Annotated in this window: 14 protein-coding genes; 3 read left to right on the top strand and 11 right to left on the bottom strand. The window is 63.7% G+C overall.

What is annotated here, in order from left to right:
* Positions 1–54: 54 nt before the first annotated feature.
* The 9 genes from V3391_RS03810 to V3391_RS03770 all read right to left on the bottom strand — a co-directional run bounded on the left by V3391_RS03810 (position 55) and on the right by V3391_RS03770 (position 11,110).
* Positions 55–951 (bottom strand): restriction endonuclease, encoded by an 897-nt coding sequence (locus V3391_RS03810; RefSeq protein WP_332077071.1) that lies wholly within the window; start codon positions 949–951, stop codon positions 55–57.
* 90 nt (positions 952–1,041) lie between these two features.
* The gene (locus tag V3391_RS03805) at positions 1,042–2,685 is read right to left on the bottom strand and encodes a DUF4034 domain-containing protein (protein ID WP_332077070.1); all 1,644 of its coding nucleotides are present in this window, start codon (positions 2,683–2,685) and stop codon (positions 1,042–1,044) included.
* Complete coding sequence (locus V3391_RS03800) at positions 2,676–3,035, bottom strand: restriction endonuclease (protein ID WP_332077069.1); 360 nt, start codon at positions 3,033–3,035, stop codon at positions 2,676–2,678. The genes V3391_RS03805 and V3391_RS03800 overlap by 10 nt, the downstream gene beginning before the upstream one ends.
* 111 nt (positions 3,036–3,146) lie before the next feature.
* On the bottom strand, positions 3,147–4,262 hold the full coding sequence (locus V3391_RS03795) for a hypothetical protein (protein WP_332077068.1): 1,116 nt from the start codon (positions 4,260–4,262) through the stop codon (positions 3,147–3,149).
* 24 nt (positions 4,263–4,286) lie between these two features.
* Entirely contained in the window at positions 4,287–4,589 is a 303-nt protein-coding gene (locus V3391_RS03790; protein WP_332077066.1) for a restriction endonuclease, read from the bottom strand.
* 23 nt (positions 4,590–4,612) lie between these two features.
* The gene (locus V3391_RS03785) at positions 4,613–4,783 is read right to left on the bottom strand and encodes a hypothetical protein (RefSeq protein WP_332077065.1); all 171 of its coding nucleotides are present in this window, start codon (positions 4,781–4,783) and stop codon (positions 4,613–4,615) included.
* Between the two features lie 78 nt (positions 4,784–4,861).
* Positions 4,862–5,491 (bottom strand): hypothetical protein, encoded by a 630-nt coding sequence (locus V3391_RS03780; protein ID WP_332077064.1) that lies wholly within the window; start codon positions 5,489–5,491, stop codon positions 4,862–4,864.
* Positions 5,492–5,619: 128 nt separating this feature from the next.
* A complete protein-coding gene (locus V3391_RS03775) occupies positions 5,620–7,335 on the bottom strand; it encodes an ATP-dependent nuclease (protein ID WP_332077063.1) in 1,716 nt (571 codons plus the stop codon).
* A gap of 43 nt (positions 7,336–7,378) precedes the next feature.
* The gene (locus V3391_RS03770; protein ID WP_332077062.1) at positions 7,379–11,110 is read right to left on the bottom strand and encodes a methylmalonyl-CoA mutase family protein; all 3,732 of its coding nucleotides are present in this window, start codon (positions 11,108–11,110) and stop codon (positions 7,379–7,381) included.
* Between the two features lie 549 nt (positions 11,111–11,659).
* On the opposite strand from V3391_RS03770, the gene V3391_RS03765 reads away from it, so the two are divergent.
* Positions 11,660–11,854: a hypothetical protein gene (locus tag V3391_RS03765; RefSeq protein WP_232135723.1), complete on the top strand. Its 195-nt coding sequence runs from the start codon at positions 11,660–11,662 to the stop codon at positions 11,852–11,854.
* Between the two features lie 9 nt (positions 11,855–11,863).
* Here V3391_RS03765 and V3391_RS03760 read toward each other — a convergent pair whose 3' ends face one another.
* Positions 11,864–12,454: a DUF488 domain-containing protein gene (locus V3391_RS03760; RefSeq protein WP_332077061.1), complete on the bottom strand. Its 591-nt coding sequence runs from the start codon at positions 12,452–12,454 to the stop codon at positions 11,864–11,866.
* Between the two features lie 455 nt (positions 12,455–12,909).
* Positions 12,910–14,979: a C1 family peptidase gene (locus V3391_RS03755; protein ID WP_332077060.1), complete on the bottom strand. Its 2,070-nt coding sequence runs from the start codon at positions 14,977–14,979 to the stop codon at positions 12,910–12,912.
* A gap of 209 nt (positions 14,980–15,188) precedes the next feature.
* On the opposite strand from V3391_RS03755, the gene V3391_RS03750 reads away from it, so the two are divergent.
* Complete coding sequence (locus tag V3391_RS03750; protein ID WP_332077059.1) at positions 15,189–16,751, top strand: phospholipase D family protein; 1,563 nt, start codon at positions 15,189–15,191, stop codon at positions 16,749–16,751.
* Between the two features lie 564 nt (positions 16,752–17,315).
* Positions 17,316–18,416, top strand: coding sequence for a Glu/Leu/Phe/Val dehydrogenase dimerization domain-containing protein (locus tag V3391_RS03745; protein WP_232135726.1), 1,101 nt, complete (start codon positions 17,316–17,318; stop codon positions 18,414–18,416).
* Positions 18,417–18,434 lie beyond the last annotated feature (18 nt).

Here is an 18,434-nt window from a genome sequence, read left to right as displayed (position 1 = left end):
TCCTGGGTGAAGTGCTGTGATGCGCCCGGTGAACCGGAGGCGCGGAATCCGTGCTCACATTTCAGGTGTCGAAGCGCGCAGCACCTCCATCGCGGCATCTGCCTTGCGCTGTGACTCGCGGACATCCGCGAGGCTCGGCTTCGGGCGTGCAGCGTGTTCGGCGCAGCGGTCGACGCTGGCATCGGTGCGCGGATCGTGGTCGATGCAGAAGCTCGCGACTGCGGGCGTCGACGCGACGGCCGGGCGCGACGGCACGAACTGGGGCGCTGGTGCGGGACGCTGGATGGCCGCCGTCGAAGGTCGACCGACGGCCTGGAGGCTTTGGTCGAGATTCCGACCGAGTGCCTGGATCACCTGATAGGCGATCAGCAGCATCATAACGAGGGCAAAAACTTTCAGCGCCAGCGTCGCGGCGGTGGCTTTGGCCCAGGACGTTGCCGCCTTGCGGCCAGCCGGCAACGCGCGATCCATGGCAGCGTGCAGCAGATGTTCCCCGGCCTGCGCAGCCAGACTGTCGGCGGTGCGCGTTGCGGGCGCCGCTTCCGGCAAAGGCCCCAGCATTGCGCGGAGTTCGTCGCCGTCGATCAGCTGCACCAGCCCGTTGCGGGTCGCCGCCTCGATCGCGGCCTTGGTGAACTCACCGCTGGTGACGAGGATCGCGGCATTGGCGCGCGCGTTGACCATCAGCCCGATCAGCTGATGCACCTCGTTGTGCGGCACCTTGTAGGCGTTCCAGTGCTTCACCTGCACCAGCACGACCCGACCGTCGCGTTGCAGCTTCAGATCGACGCCGCCATCGAACCGACCAGCCGATGCGCCGGTTCCCACATGCTCGACCTGATAGCCCGCTTCCCGGTAGTACGCGGCAAGCAGATGCTCCATCCGGTCCCACCGCACCTCTGTCAGCGCATCGTCCCGACGATGCGCCACCCGCTTCAATCCCTGTCGCATGCCGCCTCCCTGCCTGACTGGTCGTCGCTTGCGCGGCGTCTTTCAGGTGCGTGTAGCTGCCCTGTTCGATGCCTCATGCGGAGATCGGCCTTACTCGGCGAGTTTCCGCTTGATGGTCTCAATCGCCTGCACCTGGACGGGATCCTTCGGATCGGCCACCGCAAGGAAACCCAGAAACCACTGTCGCGGAGGCGGTTCGCCGAAATACTCGCGCCGTGACCACTCCCACAGGTGCGCACGGCCGTCGCGGGGAAACTTCGCCAGCAACGTGTCGAGGTACGGCCCTGCCTTGGCCATTGCCGCGTCGGCCGGCAAGCCGGCGTCGAACATCCACATCGTTACGAGTTCGCGGAGCACGGTCTGCTCCTGGCGTACGTCGAGGCGGGCGAGCTGATAATGCCGATCCGCCTGCTCGAACCTGCCCACGTTGTAACTGGCGGCGCCCAACAGATAGTGGCCATACGCGCTGTCGGGATCGCGTGCGACGGCATCGGTGATCGTCGCGTACGTCCATTCCGGCTCCACGCGGAGCAGCCTGCTTGCCACTTCACGCGCCTGCCAAGGCGTCAAGTGTTCAAACCGTTCACGTTGCAGCAACAACGCAAGTCCCTTGACGTCATCGACCGGCGACCCGTCGGATCGATGCATGCTCAACTGCGCTGCACGCGCGAGTGCGTCCTCGTTGGATGCGATCCGCGTTGCCACATCGGCGATATCCGCCGCCGGCTGTGTGTATCGATTGGCGGCAATCTCCATGAGCGTCAGCTCGTTGTAAGGCTCGACCAGCGAATTGGCCAGCAGCGGAAATGCTGTAACTCGCGGTGACAACATCTCCGCGTAACGCTCCATCTCCTTCAGCGAACCACCCCATCGAGGCTGCAGCGCTCCCATTCGTGAAACCGCGACTTCTGCGCATGCCGGGCCCGCGAGCTGCGCACGCGCGAAGGCCCAGGCTTCGAGCTCCGCATCCGACACGGCTTTCGCAATCTCCATCATGCCGATGTACGCGTGCGTCAGATCAGGATCGAGCTCAACGGCTCGACGGTAGAACGGGATCGCCTCGATGAAACCGGCCCGCATGCCGGCGAACTGCGCCTCGCTCGTCTGGGGCGCCAATGCAGTGCCGCGCGCCTCCCATCCCTGTTTCGCAAAGTGACGCCCACGCGCCATGGCCGCGTATGCGCTCCGCGGCGCGGCGTCCACCCAGCGAGACGTCAGCCGATCGCGCGCCGCGGCGGGCATGTCCGCCAGATCGTGGAAGAAGGTATGCACGCGCTCTGCGTCTTCGCGCTGACCGTGCCCGGCCGCCATCTCAGCCATCAAGCGTTCGAGCGTCTGCACGTCACCCGCCTCGAGCAGCGCGGCTGCCTGCGTGGGCGACGGTCCTTCGGAAAAGTGATACCGGCAGTGCGCCGCCGCGTGACCTTCAGGCCATTGATTGTCTGGCAGATCGGGCCATGCCAGGCACCGGGCCAACGGCGCCTCGATCTGCCGGGCCGCGCGCACGCCAATCAGGTAGTCGCGCCATGCCCCGGGCACACCGACGAACTGCGCATCGCGCGGCGTGTCGGGAATCGCAGGCAGCGCCTGCGGACCGGCGGATGCAGGTCCGTGCGTACCAACCATGAGCACAGCGCTGGCTAATGCAATCTGTGCGACGCGTTCAAAGGCGGGTCGGGATCCGGATGGACTGCACGTGAAAGCAAGCCGTTCATTCATGCGCTTCAATTCCATTGATGAGAATTCCTTGAAACCCGCTTCTTGAACGGGCGCCCATCAGCGGGAGCCGCATCCACACTCTCGACGCGCGTGCTCCTAAGCCCGATCAGCTGATGCATGTCGCTGCGCGGCAACTTGCAGGCGTTCCAGTGCTTGATCCGCACCAGTAAGACTCGACCGTCGTGTTCCAGCTTCAGATCGACGCCGAGTTCGACCCAACCGGCCAAAGCGCCCGCCCCTACATGCTCGACCTGATAATCCGCATCGCGGTAGCACGCGGCGAGCAGATGCTCAAGCCGGTCCCACCGCACTCCTGTCAGCGCATCGTCACGGCGATGCGCCACACGCTTCAGTCCCTGTCGCACGCCGTCCCCCTGACTGGCCTACGTCACCGCGCTAGCGCGGCGTCATCCTGGTTGAACGATTCCAGCGCGGGATCCCCTCCCGCACCTCTTGCAAACTTTGGCTGATTCTACTCAATCAGTGATCGCAGCGAACAGCTGTTCGGCTCGCGGCAGCCATTCAGCCGCAGGGACGGTGAGCGTCACTTCCCTATCGCTACTGATCGCCTGCTGCCAGCCCATCGACTCAAGACGCGGCTTGATCCGATCGCGCCAGGCGATGGCGGCAGGACTATCGTTCAACCAGGACGACTTGATGTCGAGCCTGCCGTCCGAGAACACCGAGATAGGACCTCTCGCCGAGACTGACGATCGGCGTGGTGTAAACGAACCAGTCTGCGCGCCAGTTCCCCAAGTGACTTCAAAATGCGATTCGCACTCCGCCAGAAAAGCCGCAACCTTGTCCGCGACCTCACTGTCAGTGCGCCCTTGGAGATCTGCAAGGAAGCTCTCACGCGTCCACATGCGACGAGCATTCGTTCGTGCACCGGAGATTTCCTTCTGTGCCACCGCCGCCAAGGTGCGACCAAGCACCCTGGGAACATGTGTGCTGTAGCCACCACCCGAGAAATAGCGCAACTCGAGCGCAAGCACTTCGGTCGGCGACATGCGTTCGTTCAGAAATTCGACGATGCGCAACAGCTCTGCGGGAATCTCGTCCGCGACGAACAGCAGTCGCATTCTTCCGGCCCGGAGGTTCGACTCTGCGCCCTGCCAGAACGCCTCCGCGCGATCCGGGTCCTGCAGGAATTCCTCGAGCGCCGTGTCGGGATCCACACCGGCACGATCACATGTCGCAGCGAAAGCTTCCTGCAGAAAGGCAGCTGTCCACCGCAACGAGCCGTTCGCCGCGTAGTCGAGCATCTGGCCGACAACCTCACGACGCAAACGCGTATCGGACTTGCGCTTCACCTCGACAAGCGTCACGACGCCATCCTGATCCACAAACAAATGGTCCAGAGACCATCGGCTTACCTCGGCATCGGGGACGCTCGCCTCTTTGGCGATCAGCAACCATCGACGGGGGCTGTCTGGATCCATTTGACGCCCGTCCATCAGGGCCGGGTGCATTGCGAGCAGTTCCTGAAAGTCTGCCTCTCGGTCGTATCGGGAAGCGGCGAGTTCGATCGCCTGCCGTCCGTCAGGACCGATCAGATAAATGCGGCTTGAGGCGTCACGCTTCTGATTCATAGTCTTCTTCTCGCTGCTAACCCGTTACGCCGCTAACCCGTCGACTGTTGGAAACGAGTCGTCCGACCGAATGAACCGCAGCCTCACCAATGGTGCATCAATCGCTGGCCTCTTCAGCGGTGAGCCGAGCATGGTGCGGAGTTCGGCGCCGTCGATCAGCTGCGCAAGCCCGTTGCGGGTCGCGGCCTCGATCGCGGCATTGGTGAATTCGCTGCTGGTCACGAGGGTCGCGGCATCGGCGCGCGCGTTGACCATCAGCCCGATCAGCTGATGCACCTCGTTGTGCGGCACCTTGTAGGCGTTCCAGTGCTTGACCTGCACCAGCACGACCCGACCGTCGCGTTGCAGCTTCAGATCGACGCCGCCATGGAACCGTCCGGCCGAGGCGCCCGCCCCACATGCTCGACCTGATAGCCCGCTTCCCGGTAGTACGCTGCGAGCAGATGCTCCAGCCGGTCCCACCGCACCCCTGTCAGCGCATCGTCCCGGCGATGCGCCACCCGCTTCAATCCCTGTCGCATGCCGTCCCCCTGACTGGCCTACGTCACCGCTCACGCGGCGTCATCCTAGATAAGTGAACCTGCCCCCGTTACCACGCTTTAGTCAATGCGATCACCAATTGAAACCACCATGCGATTAATTTCAATTATTAAATCCTCAAAATCACCCCGAGTCACGGCAAAGAACTCCCCAGCCGTAACCCTCCACTGCAACACCGCAAACGATCTAAAGTTCGGAGGTGCTATAGATTTTTTATGCACAATCCAGTTCCTGATGTGGCGCAAATCACCCATCAGATCGCTTGAAACACCGCCTACGCTGACGCCACACTCTAAGCCAATGGCGGCCCTGTATTTCTCATCCCACTCCGCATATATTCTAACAATTAAAGATTTAGTTATCGCATCTGTGAAAAAACCATCTTTCGCTAAGTAATCGTGCGCCTCTTCTACGCGAATCCGCGAAAGCGCATCACCCTCACCAGGAGGTCCATTTCCGACGAAAATATTCTGCGTCGGTGACTTCGCATCTGGCAGCGACTCGCTAATCAGTGCAAACCCCTTTACCACAAAGGCTAGGCATGTGACATAGCGATGAACGACCCGTTGAAACTCTTCAAGCGCTGCACTGGTGGGGTATGCGGGGGCAGCGCGGTCGCGAGCTCTATCTCGAACAGCTTTAGCAGTAGCAGCGTCTAAAATTTGCAGTGTTAATTCATTCTCTTTCATTATAATTAGCCACTCTAAGCATCTAGATAGCGAACCTGGACCCGTTATGAAAGCGCTTTACCAGCCTGTCGTAGCCAGACTGCGAGGGCGCCCATCGCGGCTGGCGGATCAGGTCCGTTTCAGAACTGTCACTTCTTTGAAATAGCGATGCTGCTCAGCTTCGATTCGAGTGCAACGACAAGGGCATCTACACTCTGCCGCCTATGCAAATGAAGCGCATTGTTGGGGGAGGCCTCCACGAGCTCAGCAACATCCGCCTTGACACGCGCCTCGATCGCGTCGCTCCAAGGCTTACCTTGGTGTTTAAACGCTTCGCGCAGCCTATCGGACCACTTACCATTACCTTTGAACTTTGGTGAGTGCGTCGAGACGCCATACTTCGTGAGAAGCATGGAACCATATAATGCCTCGTCAATTATATCCTCAAACTCAGACTCTTTTGCACCTTGGCAGACGGTCAGAGTCACATCAACTAGCTCAATCAAACCGTCGCGCTGGGCCTTCGCTACCGCATCTGTTCCGCACTTATCATTATCCAAATACGAATGGGCGATACAAAGCGCTTCCCTAACGTGGCTTAATTTATAACTAAGGTTAGACCCACCCTGTAAAGATTCGATTCCCAACGAACCGTTTGCGAGCGCCGCGCCTAGCACCTTCGACACGGCAGACAGTAGTGGCCTAAGCGATCGCCGATCCTCCTCGCCCTCCACGATCAGAACCAGCTCTGCGTGCTGCAAATTATCAGACGCCCTCACACCCAACACAGACCTAAGTTCGCCAACGTTCTTCGCCGGCACAGCCTTCCGGTTGTTAACAATTATGTTTGACTTGATACTCGTACGGTCCACAAATAATGGACAGTGAGTGGTCATAATGACCTGGTTTGAACGTGCAATCTCGATGAGCACGTCCTTTAGTTGATGGATTGCACTTGGATGCAAATGAGATTCCGGCTCCTCGATCGCCAGAATGAGATCTTTGCCAGAGAACGAAGACGCTGATACGTGCCTCATCAGGCTAAGAGCCGCCAGGCTTTGAACGCCATCACCTTTCCTCGCCAGAGGAGTTGGCGTTCCATCGTCGACCACGATCTCACACGCTCGCCTCAGAGCACGGTATCTAGCCTCGGAAGGTATAGATACGCGCACATCCTTTACCTTAGGTAGAAACTCTCCAAGAGTAATTTTTATACTTTCCGATATTCTATCGAGCACAGGCTGCTGCAAACGGGAAACGGCAGCCAGCGCCTCTTCGTAGGCGGGGTCGCCCTCAACTTCGCTGAGCGCACGATCTACCATTCGCGACACAATTTCTTCCGCAGCCTCTGATGTCCGGATGGCGGGAATGTAATTGACGTTGATTCGTCTGGATATGAACTTTGCGATCGCCCCCACCTTTCCGGAGAGCGCAGGACCGCCCGGACCCTTCTTAACCACCTTGAATCCAGGCGCGCCAACTCCAAGTGATAACTGGATCGGCAGAGTTCCGTTAAGATTGCTTCTTACTTCAGCGGAAAATTCGGCGATCTCCGGTGTATCGAGTCTAAATTCTAAGTCGAAAATCGACTCTCCCTTTGGATATTTTTCTTGTAAAGAGATCGGGAAATCATCAGCCCAACTGTATCCATTTCTACCCGCATAGGAGTAAGAACGCAGACGCCCACCTGTAACCCGCGAGCCGCCCATCGTCCGAAGGATCTCCAGGCATATCGCCAGGGCTCGTAATACATTTGATTTGCCCTCGTTATTGGGTCCAATCAATATCGTGCTTTGCCTGACTGGAAGCTTGTACGCCGCAGTAATACTACGGTAGTTCTTTACCGAGAAAGAAACTAGCTGCATACCCCCCCTATTTCAAACTTCGGCTGCAGTGCTTTTCATAACTTCACATATTCCGTCGATATTCCCCACCCACGTCATACAGCGCATGGCTGATCTGCCCCAGGCTATGCGTCTTCACCGCTTCCATCAGCGCTTCGAACACATTGCGCCGTTCGCGCGCCGCATTCTGAAGATACGCCAGACCATGCCCGTCGTGGACCATCGGCGCCTGCTCGTCGGCGTCGGCTTGATGGGCGTGTGAAGTCTCGCCCTTGGGCGCGAGGGCATTGCGGCCTTCCTGCCAGTTGCAGACGTTCTCGATCTGCTGGCCCTTCTCTTCTTCGGTGCTGCGGATCAGTTCGATCTCGGTGGCGATCTCGCCGGCGTGTTCCTTGGGCAGGAACATGTTCACGCCCACCAGGGGCAACGAGCCGTCGTGCTTCTTGTGCTCGTAGTACATGGACTCTTCCTGGATCTTGCCGCGCTGGTACATGGTGTCCATGGCACCCAGCACGCCGCCGCGCTCGCTGATGGCTTCGAACTCCTTGTAGACGGCCTCTTCGACGATGTCGGTGAGGTAGTCGACGGCGAAGCTGCCCTGCCAGGGGTTCTCGATGAAGTTGAGCCCCATTTCCTTGTTGATGATCATCTGGATGGCGACGGCGCGGCGCACGCTCTCTTCCGTGGGCGTAGTGATGGCTTCGTCGTAGGCGTTGGTATGCAGGCTGTTGCAGTTGTCGAACAGGGCGTAGAGCGCCTGCAAGGTGGTGCGGATGTCGTTGAACTGGATCTCCTGCGCATGCAGGGACCGGCCGCTGGTCTGGATGTGGTACTTCATCATCTGGCTGCGTTCGTTGGCGCCGTAGCGCTCGCGCATGGCGCGGGCCCAGATGCGGCGGGCGACGCGTCCGATGACGGTGTATTCCGGGTCCATGCCGTTGGAGAAGAAGAACGACAGGTTGGGCGCGAAGTCGTCCACGCGCATGCCGCGCGCGAGGTAGTACTCGACGATGGTGAAGCCGTTGCTCAGGGTGAAAGCGAGCTGGCTGATCGGGTTCGCGCCGGCTTCGGCGATGTGATAGCCGGAGATGCTGACCGAGTAGAAATTGCGGACCTTGCGATCCACGAAGTACTGCTGGATGTCGCCCATCATCCGCAGCGCGAACTCGGTGCTGAAGATGCAGGTGTTCTGGGCCTGGTCCTCCTTCAGGATGTCGGCCTGCACGGTGCCGCGCACGGTGGCGAGGGTGCGTGCCTTGATGTCGGCATACGTGTCGGCGTCCACCATCTGGTCGCCGGAGACGCCCAGCAGGCCGAGGCCCAGGCCGTCATTGGTGGGCGGCAGTTCGCCGTGATAGCGCGGGCGCTCGCGGCTTTCGAAGAATTTGGCGAGACGGCTTTCCGCCTCCTGCCAGCGGGCGTCGTCCGCCTTGAGGTACTTCTCCACCTGCTGGTCGATGGCGCAGTTCATGAACATCGCCAGGATCATCGGCGCGGGGCCGTTGATCGTCATCGACACCGACGTGGTGGGCGCGCACAGGTCGAAGCCGGAATAGAGCTTCTTCATGTCGTCGAGCGTGGGGATGTTGACGCCCGAGTTGCCGATCTTGCCGTAGATGTCCGGGCGCGGCGCCGGGTCTTCGCCGTACAGGGTGACGCTGTCGAAGGCGGTGGACAGGCGCGCGGCCGGCTGGCCGACGGAGAGGTAATGGAAGCGGCGGTTGGTGCGCTCGGGCGTGCCCTCGCCCGCGAACATGCGGATCGGGTCTTCGCCGGTGCGGCGGTACGGGTACACGCCGCCGGTGTAGGGATAGCTGCCCGGCAGGTTTTCCTTGCCGAGGAAGGTCAGCAGCTCGCCCCAGCTCTTGTAGGTGGGCGCGGCGATCTTGGGGATCTTCTGGTGGCTCAGCGAGTCGCGGTAGTTGTCGACCTTGATCGACTTGTCGCGCACCTGGTACTCGGTGAATTCGTCGGTAATGGATTTCAGGCGCTGCGGCCATTCGCGCAGGAGCTTGAGTGATTCGCTGCTGAGGGCCTGGATGGCGTCGTTGTAGCGCTGGCGCAGGGTGAGGAGGGAGCGGTCGACGGGGTTGGCTGCGAAAGCCCCGCCCTCACCCGCACCTGCGGTGCGACCTCTCCCGGAGGAAGATGTGCTGAGTTCGCGCGCGGTGTTGGGGTCAGGCGCGGTGCCGGCCTGGACGGGGTCGGCGGGGACTGCGGGGGATGGGCTGTCGACGACGGCGGCCGGTGCAACGCCGCCCGCGCCGTTGACGGGCGCAGGCGCGGCGGCACGCTCGGGCGCGACGTCATCGGAGTGGTAGAGATCGAGCGCCTTCGGCAGCTGGGCGTCGCCCAGTTCCTGCAGCGCCTGCCACATGGCCTGGGCGCGGTCGGCGGCTTCGGCCTGGCGCTCGATGTCGCTGTTGATGCGGCGGCCGGATTCGGCGATCTCGGCCAGATACCGCACGCGCGCGCCGGGGATCAGCACGGTGGCGCGCGGTTCCTTGAGCGAGGTGTCGAGGCCGGGCTGGAAGCTGCACTGGCCCGCATTGCCGGCGCCGGTCTTCTCGCGCAGCAGGCGGCACAGGTTGTCGAACATCCAGGTCACGCCGGGATCGTTGAACTGGCTGGCGATGGTGGGATACACCGGCACGTCGGCATCGGCGGTCTGGAACGCGACGCGGTTGCGCTTCCACTGCTTGCGGATATCGCGCAGAGCGTCTTCGGCGCCGCGCTTGTCGTACTTGTTGAGCACGATCAGCTCGGCGTAATCGATCATGTCGATCTTCTCGAGCTGGCTGGCCGCGCCGTAATCGCTGGTCATGACGTACATCGGGAAATCGACGAGATCGACGATCTCCGAATCCGACTGGCCGATACCCGCGGTTTCCACGATCACGAGGTCGTAGGCGAGGCTCTTGAGGAAGCCGATGCAGTCCTTGAGCACCGCATTGGTGGCGACATTCTGGCGACGCGTGGCCATCGAGCGCATGTAGACGCGATGGCTGCGCAGCGAGTTCATGCGGATGCGGTCGCCGAGCAGCGCGCCACCGCTGCGGCGACGCGTGGGATCGACCGAGATCACCGCGATGCGCATCTGCGGGAAGCTGGCGAGGAAGCGGTTGAGCAGTTCGTCGGTGACCGAGGACTTGCCCGCGCCGCCGGTGCCGGTGATGCCGATGACGGGCGTCTTGCCGCCGGCCAGCTGCCAGGTCTTGCGCAGCTTGGCGAGTTCGGTCTCGCTGATGCTGCCGTCTTCGAGCGCGGACAGCACACGGCCCAGGCCGATTTCGTCGTCGATGTCGGGCGCGTGACTGGAACCGTCACGGACGGCGGCATCGCGCGCGGTCGCGGCGCGGTTGACGACGTCCTCGATCATTTCGACGAGGCCCATCTTCATGCCGTCGTTCGGGTGATAGATGCGCTCGACGCCGTAGCCCTGCAGCTCGCGGATTTCCTCGGGCGTGATCGTGCCGCCACCGCCGCCGAACACGCGGATATGGCCGGCGCCGCGTTCTTTCAGCATGTCGACCATGTACTTGAAGTACTCGACATGCCCGCCCTGGTAGCTCGACAGCGCGATGCCGTCGGCGTCTTCCTGCAGCGCCGCACGCACCACGTCCTCGACGCTGCGGTTGTGGCCGAGGTGAATGACCTCCGCGCCCTGCGACTGGATGAGCCGCCGCATGATGTTGATGGCCGCGTCGTGCCCGTCGAACAGGCTGGCGGCGGTGACGAAGCGCAGCGGGGACGATTCGGGCTGACGGTCGGGAAGCTGGTTGGCCGGCGTGCTCATGGCGCGCTCCTGCGGGGACAAAAGATGCGTCGATTGTAGCGGCGGGCGGGGAGCTGTTTCGGCTGAAAATATGCTGCGGTGCGGCATTCGCCGGGTGTGTGGGGTGTTCGGCTGGTCGGGCTGGAGAGCAGAGTCGCTGGGCCTCGGCGCGCGCCGGGGCGACGGGTCTTGAGGTCGCCTACTTTGTCCTGTGAGCGTGGCGCACAAAATCAAAATGGATCCCAGCGTTCGCTGGGATGACGGCTTCGCACTGGGGATCTTTAGCCGTCGCCCCAGCGAACGCTGGGGCCCATTTTGATCTTCTTGATCTTCAGCTCGCGCCGGGGCGCCGCGCCCTCGGAACGTGCGATCGTTCGTAAGAGCACCCTCACTGCATCGGCATGCGGCCAGGTCTCAGCTAATCGCGGTATCGGCAAAACCCAAAACCATCCCGTCGCCCCGGCGCACGCCGGGGCCCAGCGACTTCCGCCCGGACATGGAGCGCCGCCGCCCTTGCCTGCCGTCGACACCATCAGGCGCAGCATCCAGATCCGCCTCTCGGAGCATCCCATGACCCCACTCGACAAGCCCCTCAAGCGCGAAGTCCGTATCGGCGAAGACGCCTACTCGCTCACCATCGATCCCGACGGCTTGAAGCTCGTCCCCAAGGGCAAGCGCAAAGGTCTAGAACTGCGCTGGACGGATCTCGTCAGCGGCGATGCCGCATTGGCGACGGCCTTGCAGGCGTCCCTCGACACGCCCTGATCCATTGGCTCAGAACAACCCCGCCTGCGCCGGCGGATAGACGAGGTCCGGGCCCGCGGGCCGCGCATCCCGATGCATCACGTGCGGCTGCACCTTGCCGATATCGAGGATGTGGCAGACCTCGACACCGCGATGGGTCAGCAGATCGGCGATCAGGCGCCGGTGGCAGCCCCACCACAACGCCTCGGCGCACATCAGCGCGGTGCGGTGTTGCGCGGCGACGGCGAGCGTCCGCGACAGACCGTCCGCGAACTCGTCGCTGGTCATGTGATCGGCGTAGCCCTGGAACGCGTTGCTGCGCCACGCGCCATTCGGCGAGTTGGGCTGCGCGCGCCGACGGCCGCCAAGTTGCGGGAGCCAGTGGTAGTGGATGTTCGATGCCGACAACTGCTCGGCCATCGTTTCGCTCGCGAACCACGGATAGCGGCGCGAGCCGGGAAACCGCCGCACGTCGACGATGGCCTCGATACGCCAGTGGATGAGCAGTGCGCGGAAATCGTCCCACGACCGCGTCGAGTGACCGATGGTCCAGAGAGTGTCGACGTTGGGGTCTGGATCGGGGCTGGGCACGGCGAGGGAGATCTTTTGCGGGTGTGCCATTTGACTCGACGATATGTTTGGCGGGCGTCAGTCAGATGAGCTGCGATGGCCGACGTACATTGATCGACGTCGAACAAATCTTCCTGCTTCTTGACGCGAACGCCGTGCGCCGATGCATCTGAACACAACGATCAAAATGGGCCCCAGCTTCCGCTGGGGCGACGGGTTAAGTGGAACGTTGCCGCTTTGGCCCGTCATCCCAGCGAAAGCTGGGATCCATTTTGACTTTCGCGCAGTGTGCGGCGCTACCGGGGCACGCAGACCTCACACCGTCATCCAATCGCACGCGAAAAAACCTTTCGACAGCTGAAGGATTGGTCATCCAGTTGATCTTCGCTCTGAGGGCTCAAGCGCCCGATAACCACCTCTCACGCCGACCCACGGCGGCTTTCAACAGACGCATGTCTGGTCACGCCGGGGCCCAGCGACTTGCGCACCGGGTCAGACCGCCCGAATCACCCCCGCCCCACCGGCTCCAGGGCCTCGTTCAACCGCGCCCGGCAATCCGCAAGCCCCGATTCCGACCGGTGAATCCGAACGGGCGCCGTGGTGCTGCGCTCTCCCAGAATCCTGCACAGCGTGGCCTGCAGCGTCGCGCTGTCATCGTCGAAGCCGCCATGGCTCGTCGCTGCGCTGCCATCCGCCGCATGCGTGGGATCGCCCTGCACCGGGGCCTGGATCCAGTCGAGCTTGCCGGTCGCCAGCAGGTCGCGGATCGCGCCGTTGGATTCGATGAAGCGCGCCATGCCCAGCAGCGGTGTGCCGTTGCGGTACTCGCGGCGCACCCAGCTGCGGGCGCGTTCTTCGAAGGCGTGGGCGACGAGGTACAGCAACGACTTGTTGTAGACGCGGGCGCAGTGGTCGTCCTGTTCGGCGCGGTCGCTCAGGGTGAACAGCCCGGCGTGCGCGATCTTCCCCGAAGCGAGCGCGGGCGCGAAACTCTGTTCGAACAGCGCCATCGTCATCGCCGGTGCCCACAGGTTGAGGCTGGCGATGCGCTGGCCGATGCCCTGCATGCTCGCGGCCGGGCCGGTGGACACGAGACCGTCGGCCGTGAGCAGTTGCACCAGCGGCGCGAGCAGGATCGAGCCGGCGCTGTGGCCGACGAGGTGCAGTTCGACGCTGCGATCGGCCTGCATCCATTCGCCGAGCAGGCGCGTCACCTGCGCGGCGCCGCCGGCTTCGGTGAGCTGATCGCCGTTGCGGATGACGGCCGTCGTCGCGAGCAGCGCGTTTTCCTTCATCTCGTTCCACATCGCCTTGCCGCCGAGCGCGCGCGCCAGGGGTTCGATGGTGTCGTCGATGCGGTCCAGCAGCACGCCCTTGGCCTTGTCCATCAGGCCTTCGCTGCGCGGACGTACAGCATCGCGCAGGATGTTGCCGAGCGTGCTCCAGAAATCGGTCTTCCAGACGAAACACAGCGGATAGATCTGCTGCGGCAGCATCAGTTCGCGCAGGTCGGCGACGCGCTGGATCGCGGCCTGCTCCGGCACGAGGCCGCCGTGCGCGTAGAGCATCACGCGCTTCTTCGGCCAGTTCTGCGTGATGCGCGGCAGATCCTCGCGGATGAGATTGCGCACCGCGTCCTGGCTGGTGCCGAAGCGGCCACTGGTGCGCAGGCGGCCGTCGTTGCCGAGGCTCACGATGTGCGGGCGCAGGTCGGCCTGCGAGTAGCCGTTCGACTGCCGCGCCAGCGCCGAGTTGCTGGCGGCCACGGCCTGCACGCGCTGCAGGCGCACCGGCACGGCGAGGCGCGCGACCCAGACGTCGGTGCCGCGCTGCAGCCATTCGTCGTAGCTGATCCAGCCGAAACCGCGCTTGCCCCAGCCGGTGCCCCAGGAGTTCTGGATCCAGAAGCCGTCGCGGTCGTAGCCGACGATCGCGAATGCGTGGTAGCCGGCGATCGGCTGCTCGGTCCATTCGATGACGCCCGACTTCGGCGGCGACATCCAGTCGGCATGCACGGCGGCCGACGCGTAGAGCACGCCGACTTCCGCGAACGCGGCGTGCATCGCCACGAGGTCCTTGTGGTTGACGCGGTAATAAGCACCGAGCGGATGTTCCTGCGCGGCGCGCGCGCGTTCTTCGGTATAGACCTCGTGCAGCGGGCCTGCGGCATCGGGCCAGCAGTCGTCGGCGCAGACGCCGTGGCGGTGCCAGCCCTTCATCGCGCCGCGGCAGCTGGAGCCGTCGTAGTCCTCGCCTTCCCACTCGTCGTAGCGGCGGGCCATCTCGTAGAGCATGCGCGTGCTCATGCGCAGCGTGACCGGGTCGGGCCGTCGGCGTCGCAGCAACGTGTGCGCGACCGTCGCCAGGCCGTAGGCGGTGCAGGCGCCCTCCTCGCCCTGGTCGAGCACCGGCACGCGCAACGCGACGAATCGCGACAGCGGCATCTCGCTGGGCACATCGACCAGCGTGGGTTCGAACATGCGGTCGCGGAAGTCCGCGGTGTCAGGGCGTGCGTCGAGCAGACGCGGGGTGGTCGCCTTGCGCGCCGCGCTGCGCGTGGTCTTCCTGGTTGCCATGAAGCCTCCGAGGTTCGCAGATATCGAACGCGCCCGGACCTGCCGGGCGGACAGCGACGGATCCCCCGCCGCAGTGTGCAACGGATCGATGACGGTCGCGATGGCGTCCAGGCTGCACCGGCGCGGTCGCAGCCGCCGCGACGGGTCGCGCGAAGGCGCGCAGGCGGCGCATCTGCGATGCTTGTCGGGATGACCTCGAGCCCCTGCACATGAAGAAGCGCGTCAAGAAGCTGATCGGCTGGGGACTGTTCACCCTGCTGGTGATGGCGGTGAGCAGCATCTTCGTGGCCGATCACCTGCTGCCGCCGGCAACCGGCAGGCCGAGCCAGACGCTGCCGCTGTCCGATGACGCCACGCCGCTGGACCGCGAACTGGCGCCGCTGCTGGCGCGCCACGCCGGCAAGACCGGCGCGATCATGCTGCCCGACGGCGTGGACGCCTACGCCGCGCGCGCGATCTCCGCGCGCCAGGCCGGGCGCAGTCTCGATCTGCAGTACTACATCTGGCACGACGACCTGACCGGCCGGATGCTCGCCAACGAAGCCTGGAAAGCCGCCGAGCGCGGCGTGCGCGTGCGCATCCTGCTCGACGACATGGGCATCGGAAAAATGGACGCCACGCTGCTGGCGATGGACTCGCACGAGAACATCGAGCTGCGCGTCTACAACCCGTTCCGCAACCGCACCGGCGTGATGCGCCTGCTGGAAATGGTGCAGCGCGCCTGGGGTGTGAACCACCGCATGCACAACAAGGCGTGGATCGCCGATGGCCGCGTGGCGGTGGTCGGCGGGCGCAACGTGGGCGTGGAGTATTTCAGCGCGGCCGAAGAATTCAATTTCCACGACCTCGACATGGTGCTGTTCGGCCCGGCCGTGGCGGATGCGAGCGCGATCTTCGACGACTTCTGGAACAGCGAGGCGGCGATTCCGATCGAGGCGCTCAACCGCAAGCCCAAATCGACGATCCGCGCGGTGCTGGCGCAGATCCAGGAAGAAGCAGGCAGCGCGGAAGCGCGCCGCTATCTGGACGCGATGGAGCTGTCGCCGAGCGTGCGCGGCTATTTCTCGCAGGCGCTGACACCGATCTGGAGCGAGGACATCCAGATCCTGTCCGACCCGCCGATCAAATGGCGCGGTGACGATCGCGAGGACTGGCTGGTCGAGCGCTTGGTCGGCGACATTGTCGAGGCCGACCGCTCCGCGCTGCTGATCTCGCCCTATTTCGTGCCCGGCGTGCAGGGCACCCAGGGACTCGTCCACCTCGCCCAGCGCGGCGTGCACGTGTCGGTGGTGACGAACTCGCTGGCGGCGAACGACGTGGTCGCCGTGCATGGCGGCTACGTGCGCTACCGCACGACGCTGCTCGAAGGCGGTGTGCATCTGTTCGAAGCCCGCAGCCAGGCGGAAGCGAAAGCCGCGAGCAGCCTGTTCGGCAGCAGCGGCGCCAGCCTGCACACCAAGGCGATCTTGGTCGACGGGCGGCGCGGCTTCGTCGGCTCGTTCAATCTCGACCCGCGCTCGGCCAACCTCAATACCGAGATGGGTGTGTTGTTCGACGACCCCGCACTGGGCGCCGCGCTGTTCGAGGAGTACCGGCACCTGACCGCGCCCGGCATGAGCTACTGGGTCTACCTCAATGGCGACGGCGACACGCGCTGGCTCGACCGCGCCGAAGACCCGCCCGTCCCCCTGAAGCGGGAACCCGACAGCACCCGCCTGCAGCGCGTGAGCGCGAATGTGGTGCGCTGGTTGCCGGTCGAGTCGCAGCTGTAGCGCTCGCCCCTGCCGCTTGAAGCCCTCCCCCGCTTGCGGGGGAGGGTTGGGTGGGGGCGAACCGTCAGGCTATGCGAGCCGCAGACAGGCGAGTTGGAAGGACATCGTCTTCCTGTAAGGGCGTCGCCAATTTGCGCTCGTCATCCCGGCGAACGCCGGGATCCAGTGACTTGATTGCCGGTTGCAGCAGCCGAGCGGTGTTTGAATAAGGCGGCAAGGCTGCCCGCAGATTCGTGAGGTCAGCAGAGTGAAAGCCGCTGGATCCCGGCCTTCGCCGGGATGACGGCTCCAAGCACACCGCGACCCAGACGGCTTTGCAGTCAGCCAGATCTTTAGCGAGCCGAGCGGACAACGCCCAACCCCCCGCAACGACTTGATCCTGAAGCCCTTCCGACCCGGCAGTTGCACCTTCAACCAATTGCCCGGACTGGGGCGTAAAATGCCGCGGTCACTCACACCCTGCGGCCCTGCCGGACCCATCCGGTCGCCTAGACCGACCCGCACAGCCCCCACGCCGCCTCCTGCCACCAGACGTCGGGCCCAACGCCCGTGACGGAGTTTTGAATGATTTTCGAGCACCTCGACACCTACGGCCACGAGCAGGTCGTGTTCTGCCACAACAAGGACGTGGGTCTGAAGGCGATCATCGCGATCCACAACACCGTGCTGGGTCCGGCGCTGGGCGGCACCCGCATGTGGCCGTACGACTCCGAGCAGGACGCGCTCAACGATGTGCTGCGCCTGTCGCGCGGCATGACCTACAAGAACGCGGTCGCCGGCCTGAATCTCGGCGGCGGCAAGGCCGTGATCATCGGTGACCCGGCCGCCGACAAGTCGGAAGGCCTGTTCCGCGCGTTCGGCCAGTTCGTCGAGTCGCTGGGCGGCCGTTACATCACCGCCGAGGACGTCGGCATCGACGTCAACGACATGGAGCTCGTGTATCGCGAGACCCAGTTCGTCACCGGCGTGCACCAGGTCCACGGTGGTTCGGGTGACCCGTCGCCGTTCACCGCCTACGGCACGATGCAGGGCCTGCTGGCCTCGCTCAACCGCAAGTTCGGCAACGAGGACGTCGGCAACTACAGCTACGCCGTGCAGGGCCTGGGCCATGTCGGCATCGAGTTCGTGAAGCTGCTGTCCGAGCGTGGCGCGAAGGTGTTCGTCACCGACATCAACAAGGATCGCGTGGCACGTGCGGTCGGCGAATACGGCGCCGAGGCCGTGGGCCTGGACGAGATCTACGATGTCGACGCCGACGTCTACTCGCCGTGCGCGCTGGGCGGCACGGTCAACGAGAAGACGCTGCCGCGCCTGAAGGCCAAGATCATCTGCGGCGCGGCGAACAACCAGCTCGCCAACAACGCGATCGGCGATGAAGTGGAAAAGCGCGGCATCCTCTACGCGCCCGACTACGCGGTCAACGCGGGCGGCGTGATGAACATCTCGCTGGAAATCGACGGCTACAACCGCGAACGCGCGATGCGCATGATGCGCACGATCTACCACAACCTGACGCGCATCTTCGAGATCTCCGAGCGCGACGGCGTGCCGACCTACATGGCCGCCGACCGCCTCGCCGAGGAACGCATCGAGACCATGGGCAAGCTGAAGCTGCCGCTGGGCCGCGCCCAGCCCCGCTTCCAGGGCCGCGTGCGCGGCGGCTGATCCGGCCGCCCCGCAGCT

Origin of the sequence: Luteimonas flava (assembly GCF_036584485.1) — a bacterium.
Lineage (GTDB): Bacteria > Pseudomonadota > Gammaproteobacteria > Xanthomonadales > Xanthomonadaceae > Luteimonas > Luteimonas flava.
The sequence above is the reverse complement of the archived record's forward strand: the minus strand, read 5'-3'. Positions and strand labels throughout refer to the sequence as shown.

Bases quoted from the DNA above. Each gene is read 5' to 3' on its own strand.
- V3391_RS03810 (WP_332077071.1), bottom strand. From the start codon at position 951: ATGCGACAGGGATTGAAGCGGGTGGCGCATCGTCGGGACGATGCGCTG.
- V3391_RS03805 (WP_332077070.1), bottom strand. From the start codon at position 2,685: ATGGAATTGAAGCGCATGAATGAACGGCTTGCTTTCACGTGCAGTCCA.
- V3391_RS03795 (WP_332077068.1), bottom strand. From the start codon at position 4,262: ATGAATCAGAAGCGTGACGCCTCAAGCCGCATTTATCTGATCGGTCCT.
- V3391_RS03785 (WP_332077065.1), bottom strand. From the start codon at position 4,783: ATGCGACAGGGATTGAAGCGGGTGGCGCATCGCCGGGACGATGCGCTG.
- V3391_RS03780 (WP_332077064.1), bottom strand. From the start codon at position 5,491: ATGAAAGAGAATGAATTAACACTGCAAATTTTAGACGCTGCTACTGCT.
- V3391_RS03775 (WP_332077063.1), bottom strand. From the start codon at position 7,335: ATGCAGCTAGTTTCTTTCTCGGTAAAGAACTACCGTAGTATTACTGCG.
- V3391_RS03770 (WP_332077062.1), bottom strand. From the start codon at position 11,110: ATGAGCACGCCGGCCAACCAGCTTCCCGACCGTCAGCCCGAATCGTCC.
- V3391_RS03765 (WP_232135723.1), top strand. From the start codon at position 11,660: ATGACCCCACTCGACAAGCCCCTCAAGCGCGAAGTCCGTATCGGCGAA.
- V3391_RS03760 (WP_332077061.1), bottom strand. From the start codon at position 12,454: ATGGCACACCCGCAAAAGATCTCCCTCGCCGTGCCCAGCCCCGATCCA.
- V3391_RS03755 (WP_332077060.1), bottom strand. From the start codon at position 14,979: ATGGCAACCAGGAAGACCACGCGCAGCGCGGCGCGCAAGGCGACCACC.
- V3391_RS03750 (WP_332077059.1), top strand. From the start codon at position 15,189: ATGAAGAAGCGCGTCAAGAAGCTGATCGGCTGGGGACTGTTCACCCTG.
- V3391_RS03745 (WP_232135726.1), top strand. From the start codon at position 17,316: ATGATTTTCGAGCACCTCGACACCTACGGCCACGAGCAGGTCGTGTTC.